Below are 7381 nucleotides of genomic sequence, written 5' to 3'. Positions count from 1 at the left end.
GAATCGAATAATGGAGATGGAACAGACGAGCAGCCAAATCCAAATGAACCAAATAATGGAGATGGAACAGACGAGCAACCAAATCCAGATGAACCGAATAATGGAGATGGAACAGACGAGCAGCCAAATCCAAATGAACCAAATAATGGAGATGGAACAGACGAGCAACCGAATCCAGATGAACCGAATAATGGAGATGGAACAGACGAGCAGCCAAATCCAAATGAACCAAATAATGGAGATGGAACAGACGAGCAGCCAAATCCAGATGAACCAAATAATGGAGATGGAACAGACGAGCAGCCAAATCCAGATGAACCGAATAATGGAGATGGAACAGACAAACCAAGTGGTGGAGGTTCAGAAACTCCAGATAAACCAGGGAATGGAGATAATGGAAATACCCAACCAAACCCAGATGAGCCGAACAATGGAAGTGGCTCTGACAAACCAAGTGGTGGAGGTTCAGAAACTCCAGATAAACCAGGGAATGGAGATAATGGAAATACGCAACCAAACCCAGATGAGCCGAACAATGGAAGTGGTTCAGACAAACCAAGTGGGGGAGGATCAGAAACTCCAAAACCGCCTAATGAAGATAGTGATACAAATAAACCGAATAATGGTAACCATGCTGGTCCAAATAATTCGAATAAACCAGGCAATAATAGTAATTTAAGTCCATCTAAACCTAATAACCAAGGTGATTCAAATGTAACATCTAATCAGGGCGGCAATACCAATAACAATTCAAATACAAATAACCATTCGATAAATCACGCCAATGACAATAATAATGAGCTGCAATATGGAAGTTCTAGTCATCATGAAATTGCAAGTGGTGGCGTTTCAGCAAGTTATGGTGATTTAGCTAAAAATGAAAAATCTCAATCGAATGAAAAACAATTAATAAATAGATTTGATCAAATGTCTTCAGGTTCGTTTAAGTATAATCCCTTTGTAGTGAATCAAGTTAAACAGTTGAGTTCTAGTGCTAAAACAGTTACTGATAAAGATATTTCATCGGTTTTAAGACGTCAAACTTTTGCTGATAATGCATTTTTAAATGAATTACAAAAAGGCACAAATTATTTTAAATTCCAATATTTTAATGTATTAAAATCAAGCGATTATTATAAAAATCTAGACAACCAAGTACTAGCGTTAATTACAGGTGAAATTGGTTCAATGCCAGATTTAAAAAATCCTAAAAGACAACAATCCTCTGGAAAATATGAATATCATTCAAGTAGTGAGGATGAATTAACGCATACAACAAATGAACAATCTAAAAATGAAATTGATGTTAAATTCGAACGTACACTATTTGCTTTAATCACTGCAATGATAATTATCTTTATTGGTATGGTTTTAGGATTTATCGTAAATAGAAAAAATAAAAAAGATAGTGAATAATAATCAAAATCTAAAAAGGGAAGAAGCTTTGACATAAAATGATGTCGTAGCCTCTTCCCTTTAATGCTTTTATAATGATTAAAATAAAAAGTTGAAAATAAATGACGCGGAATCTTGCATTTCTTTTATTTTTTCTGGTCCTACTAATACTTGAATTATAACTACAAAACCATTTTGCATAATATGTACTAAAATAGGCACCCAAATTCGTTTAGTATAAACATATAGTGCTGAGAAAATTATCCCCATACCAAAGTAAATAATAAAAAAGGAAGGATCTGAATGGGCAGCACTAAAAATAATTGAACTTACAATTCCTGCAATCAAAAACTTAATAGTTTTATTTGCTTGGATTACATTATAAATTTCACCGAAAATTACTTTTCTAAAAACAAATTCTTCTAAAATAGGGCCAACCACTGAAATTAATATAATAAATATAGGAATTTCTTGAGCTACTTTCATAAGTCTTTCTGTATTTGGACTTGATTGTGGTGCACCTAATAAGTAGATATTAATCATGTTAGCAATTATTTGATAAATCATTACTACGAAGTAGCCAACAAGCGCCCATCCAATAGCATATCTTTTCTTTTCTTTGGGCTTTTGTTCCAAGGAAGTGGGATTAGCAATGAAATGATTAATTATAATAATTATGAAAGACGCAATAATAAATAATATAACTTGCGTATAAATTTGTGCAAAGACAAGTTCTTTGCCACTATAGTGATCAAATAGGCCAGACAATTGCAGAATGATGATACCAAATTGTGCTAAACCATATATAACCAATGTCAATATGGACACCCATAAACGAGACATAATGAACCTCCAAAAATTAAATGATATCTTATTTTATCGTAAAATAGTGTTTTATACAAAATTTAGCTGAATAGTTTTAACTTGAAATATTGACCAACTTTGATTATTATAGAAGTACATTAGCACTCATCAACTTTAAGTGCTAAACAATTTTATTCTTTTTAAGGAGGAACAATCAATGTTAAAGCCATTAGGTAACCGAGTAATTATTCAAAAATCAGAACAAGAGCAAACAACAAAAAGCGGTATTGTATTAACTGATAGCGCAAAAGAGAAATCCAACGAAGGTACGATAATTGCAGTAGGTGCAGGGCGTATTTTAGAAGATGGTTCTCGTGTTGCTCCTGAAGTAAACGAAGGCGATAATGTAGTATTTCAACAATTCGCTGGAACAGAAGTAAAACGTGGAGACGAAACTTATTTAATTGTGAATGAAGAAGATATTTTAGCTATTATTGAATCATAAAAAATCATAAAAATTCTGATAATTTCAAATAAATCAATATAACATCATGGAGGTATAATTAATATGGCGAAAGATTTAAAATTCTCTGAAGACGCACGTCAATCTATGTTAAGAGGTGTAGATAAATTAGCTAATGCCGTTAAAGTTACAATTGGACCAAAAGGGCGTAACGTAGTATTAGATAAAGAATATACATCACCGCTTATCACAAATGATGGTGTAACAATTGCTAAAGAAATTGAATTAGAAGATCCTTATGAAAATATGGGGGCAAAATTAGTCCAAGAAGTTGCTAACAAAACTAATGAAATTGCCGGTGATGGTACAACAACTGCAACTGTTTTAGCACAAGCTATGATACAAGAAGGATTGAAGAACGTTACTAGTGGTGCAAATCCAGTAGGCTTACGTCAAGGTATTGATAAAGCTGTAGAAGTTGCTATTAATGCATTACATGATATTTCTCAAAATGTAGATAATAAAAATGAAATTGCCCAAGTTGGTTCAATTTCTGCTGCTGATGAAGAAATTGGTAAATATATTTCTGAAGCTATGGAAAAAGTGGGTAATGACGGCGTTATTACAATTGAAGAATCTAGTGGTTTTAACACAGAATTAGAAGTTGTAGAAGGTATGCAATTTGATCGAGGCTATCAATCACCATATATGGTAACAGATTCAGATAAAATGGTTGCAGAACTTGAAAAACCTTATATCTTAATTACTGATAAAAAGATTTCATCGTTCCAAGATATTTTACCATTATTAGAACAGGTTGTTCAGTCTAACCGTCCAATCTTAATTGTAGCTGACGATGTAGAAGGTGACGCATTAACAAATATTGTATTAAACCGTATGCGTGGCACATTTACTGCTGTTGCTGTTAAGGCTCCTGGTTTTGGTGATCGTCGTAAAGCGATGTTAGAAGACTTGGCAATTTTAACAGGAGCGCAAGTAATCACAGATGACTTAGGTTTAGATATTAAAGATGCTACAATCGATATGTTAGGTACATCAAATAAAGCTGAAATCACAAAAGACAATACAACTGTTGTTGATGGTGATGGAGACCAAAATAATATTGATGCACGTGTAAGCCAAATTAAAGCTCAGATTGAAGAAACAGATTCTGAGTTCGATAAAGAAAAATTACAAGAACGTTTAGCTAAATTAGCAGGTGGCGTAGCGGTAATTAAAGTTGGTGCAGCAAGTGAAACAGAATTGAAAGAACGTAAATTACGCATTGAAGATGCCTTGAACTCTACAAGAGCTGCTGTTGAAGAAGGTATCGTAGCAGGTGGAGGTACTGCCTTCATGAACATCTATGAAAAAGTTTCTAAAATTGAAGCAGAAGGCGATATTGCAACTGGTATTAATATTGTATTGAAAGCTTTAGAAGCACCAGTACGCCAAATTGCTGAAAATGCTGGATTAGAAGGTTCAATTATAGTTGAAAGACTTAAAAATGCAGATGTAGGCGTTGGTTTCAATGCGGCTACAAACGAATGGGTAAACATGTTAGAAGCTGGTATTGTAGATCCTACAAAAGTAACACGTTCATCACTACAACATGCTGCAAGTGTTGCTGCAATGTTCCTTACAACAGAAGCAGTTGTTGCTAATATTCCAGAAGAAAGTAGTAACGACACTCAAGCAGGTATGGGCGGCATGCCAGGTATGATGTAAAGTTTCATATAAATATTTAACTAAATAGCATGAGACTTCTCTTGCTAACTTTAATAAATTATATGTAGTAAAAGTTATAGAGGCTGGGGCAATTTTTAATTGTCCCAGCCTTGATCTTTGTATTCGCAGTAACTCACTCTATTGAAAAATAGGACTTACTTTACTGTATATCTAACATACATGCTGATTAAGACAGTGTAACCCATTTTAGTGAAAAGTAGTTTATGTTATGGATCCTTAATCGTTAAACATAACTAATAAATAATATTGTTAACCAAAATAAAAGAGCGAGCCAAATTAATAAAACGAGAATTGCCATAATACGATTCTTCGATTTGTTCTATTCATAGTCATTTGATTTTGAAATGTGGATATAACTTTTAGAATGATTGATAAAGATTGAAAGTTAATGAGTCCTAATAAAACAGCTCATCATTTTGATACTTTGATGAAAAAATATAAACAAAAAGTACGCGTAATACAATTTCTATGTTTTTCATTTTAAGTAAATATATTTATAGAAATATTGAACGATTATTTAGAGAGTATTTAATAAAGTATAATATAGCATTAAATTTTAAAGTATTGCGCTTTTGAACAAATTATATAATGTTAAAAGTGTGGTATATAGAGCTTCTATATCTATTAAAATGAAGGATTAGTGCATTTAAATTAAGTTTATAAATTTTTCATTTCTAAAGCATTTTATTATGTGAATATTTAATTATAGTTTAGGGTAAAGTATGTAAGTATAATTAGAAGCGGTTCTTATACATGATTTTAAGTGTACTTAAATTTTTGAAAGACGAAAGGAAGTTTAATTATGACAAAACCAACAGTTTATGAAGTTATCGATTTAGGTATTAATTATTTAATATCAGGGTATGATAACTGGAGTAACGCACAGGTGCTAGATGATAAGATTGCTGCCTTTCCAAATACAATTCATTGGCAATATGGACATGTACTTACGATATTTGAAAGTGCATTATCATTATGTGAACAAAATGAAGTAGATATTGCTAAATATACAAGTTTATTTGGATACGGTTCTTCACCAGAAAAGTGGGGAGATGAAGATATTCCTACCGTTGATGAAATATTTGAACATTTAAAAACATTACCCAACCGTGCCAGAAATTTAACTGATGAACAGTTAGAACAAGAATTAACAGAAACTATCGCTGGTTGCAGTACGTTAAATGAATTATTAGTACTCAACGCGATTCATGTTCCATTACACGCTGGTAAAATTGAGGAAATGTCACGTATACTTAAACAACATCAATAAATATAGCAAATTTAATCAGTCCAGAACGTAAATAAGTATTTGCGCTGTTTTAATGTATAGTCATTTTTTGTGTGTTGGGCTAGCTTAAAGAGAAATCTTGTTAATAAAAGTTACTATCGTGGCACACCCAAGACGTTGGATACTTGCAAGTAATATTAACTTATATTTGCAACTAACCTAAGATTTTTCAGTTATAACAAAAGAGGGCAACGAAAGTTTATTAATAAGCTTTCGTTGCCCTCTTTGATTTTATATTAAATCAATAAATTATTTTTGTAATTCTGAGATTGCTTTTGCTATTGTATCAAATACATGAGGGATATCGTCTTTTTCCACACAACTGAACGCGATACGTATATCAGTATCGTTAAGCGCAATGATACCAATTGAATATGTTTCGATTAAACGTAAACGCAATTGCTCAGGATCTACACCATGAACTTTTAATGCCATGAAATATCCAGAATTAAAGTCATATGCTTGCCAATAAGGCGCATATTGCTCATCATAAACTACTGATTTAGTGATTTCATATCTCGCTTGTAGGGTGTCAATATTATGCTGTATTTCACTTTCGAAAGTCTCAGGGTGTTCCAAAACATATTTTACAGCACTTTGAGAAGGCATTGGACCGCTTGAGATGTTGCTTCTAATTAATCCTTTTACTTTTTCTTCAAGTACGTGTTTCGTCATTTCATTTGTCACACCAAAGCTAATGAAACCAACACGAAGTCCCCATGCGAAAAATTCTTTTGTAGCACCATCTAAACGGATTGGCAATACATTATCTAAATGTAAATTTGTTAACGCAGTAAATAGTGATTGTGTATAAACGTCTTCATAAAATAAACCGTAATAAGCATCATCTACTAAAGCAATAACATTTGTCCCTCGTTCTGCTAAAGATTTGATAGCAGTCACTATTGTACTAACTTCTTCTTTAGTAGGTGTGTAGCCTGTTGGATTATTTGGATAGTTTAAAATTAAAACTACTTTATCTTTTTGGTAATTTTCCAAAGTATCAACAAAATTATCAGTTGTAAAATGGCCATCTTCATCAAAGATATCGTACGTTTCAATATCAGCGCTGTGTCTAGCACTATATACAAGTTTGTAATTTCCCCAATTATGAGTTGGTAATAGTAATGTATCACCACTATCTACAAACATGTCAGCTACTAATGATAAACCATGTGTTAAAGCATTAGTAAGAATTGGTCTAGTCATGTCGTCTGCATCTAAGTCTGGATTTTCTTTTAACATTTTTTGTTGCCATAAATCACGAAGTGATTCAATACCTTGAGGAGGTGCGTATGGAAAGATTTCATCAGGAGTAAGCTCTGTAAAAACATCATTTAATGTATTAGCATACATTTTACTGTCTTTATAAGTAGCCATACCGATTGTCGCATTATACTTTGTAGATTTTGCTTCAGCAGATTGAGATAAAATACCTTTTGGATAATACATTAATTTTCCAAGATCTGATAGCATATCGGCTATTTCTGGATTTGATTTAGATAATTTTTCATTTAAATCTAAAGCTAAAGGATTCATATGTTGGTCAACCTCTCTTTACTATTTCAGGATACTATTATATTATCGCGAAACAGCTTGAAATTAAAGCATAGCGCAAAGATTTGACGGAAAAATAAAAAATCTAGAGTTTGAAGCGAACATACGTTCTATTTTATGTTAGA

At 32.5% G+C, this 7381-nt stretch carries 6 protein-coding genes; 4 read left to right on the top strand and 2 right to left on the bottom strand.

Annotation, left to right across the window (positions count from 1 at the left end; all coding sequences use genetic code 11):
• On the top strand, positions 1–1416 hold a 1416-nt coding region (locus tag J5E45_RS13405), incomplete at its 5' end, for an SdrH family protein (RefSeq protein WP_208182319.1).
• Positions 1417–1494: 78 nt separating this feature from the next.
• Here J5E45_RS13405 and mroQ read toward each other — a convergent pair.
• Positions 1495–2238: an intramembrane glutamic endopeptidase MroQ gene (mroQ, locus tag J5E45_RS13400; protein WP_069792506.1), complete on the bottom strand. Its 744-nt coding sequence runs from the start codon at positions 2236–2238 to the stop codon at positions 1495–1497.
• A gap of 178 nt (positions 2239–2416) precedes the next feature.
• On the opposite strand from mroQ, the gene groES reads away from it, so the two are divergent.
• From groES to J5E45_RS13385, 3 genes are all read left to right on the top strand, one after another.
• Complete coding sequence (gene groES / locus J5E45_RS13395; protein WP_029378932.1) at positions 2417–2704, top strand: co-chaperone GroES; 288 nt, start codon at positions 2417–2419, stop codon at positions 2702–2704.
• A gap of 63 nt (positions 2705–2767) precedes the next feature.
• Positions 2768–4390, top strand: coding sequence for a chaperonin GroEL (gene groL / locus J5E45_RS13390; protein WP_039068958.1), 1623 nt, complete (start codon positions 2768–2770; stop codon positions 4388–4390).
• Between the two features lie 823 nt (positions 4391–5213).
• Positions 5214–5681: a DinB family protein gene (locus J5E45_RS13385; protein ID WP_039068959.1), complete on the top strand. Its 468-nt coding sequence runs from the start codon at positions 5214–5216 to the stop codon at positions 5679–5681.
• Positions 5682–5948: 267 nt separating this feature from the next.
• Here J5E45_RS13385 and J5E45_RS13380 read toward each other — a convergent pair whose 3' ends face one another.
• A complete protein-coding gene (locus J5E45_RS13380) occupies positions 5949–7238 on the bottom strand; it encodes an aminotransferase class I/II-fold pyridoxal phosphate-dependent enzyme (protein WP_069792507.1) in 1290 nt (429 codons plus the stop codon).
• Between the last annotated feature and the right edge of the window lie 143 nt (positions 7239–7381).

It is taken from the genome of Staphylococcus shinii, from assembly GCF_017583065.1.
Lineage (GTDB): Bacteria > Bacillota > Bacilli > Staphylococcales > Staphylococcaceae > Staphylococcus > Staphylococcus shinii.
Note: the sequence above shows the minus strand (reverse complement) of the source record. Positions and strands in the feature narration are given on the sequence as shown.

What these genes read in the sequence shown, in the direction of transcription:
- mroQ (WP_069792506.1), bottom strand. Translation starts at nt 2,238, where the DNA reads ATGTCTCGTTTATGGGTGTCCATATTGACATTGGTTATATATGGTTTA.
- groES (WP_029378932.1), top strand. Translation starts at nt 2,417, where the DNA reads ATGTTAAAGCCATTAGGTAACCGAGTAATTATTCAAAAATCAGAACAA.
- groL (WP_039068958.1), top strand. Translation starts at nt 2,768, where the DNA reads ATGGCGAAAGATTTAAAATTCTCTGAAGACGCACGTCAATCTATGTTA.
- J5E45_RS13385 (WP_039068959.1), top strand. Translation starts at nt 5,214, where the DNA reads ATGACAAAACCAACAGTTTATGAAGTTATCGATTTAGGTATTAATTAT.
- J5E45_RS13380 (WP_069792507.1), bottom strand. Translation starts at nt 7,238, where the DNA reads ATGAATCCTTTAGCTTTAGATTTAAATGAAAAATTATCTAAATCAAAT.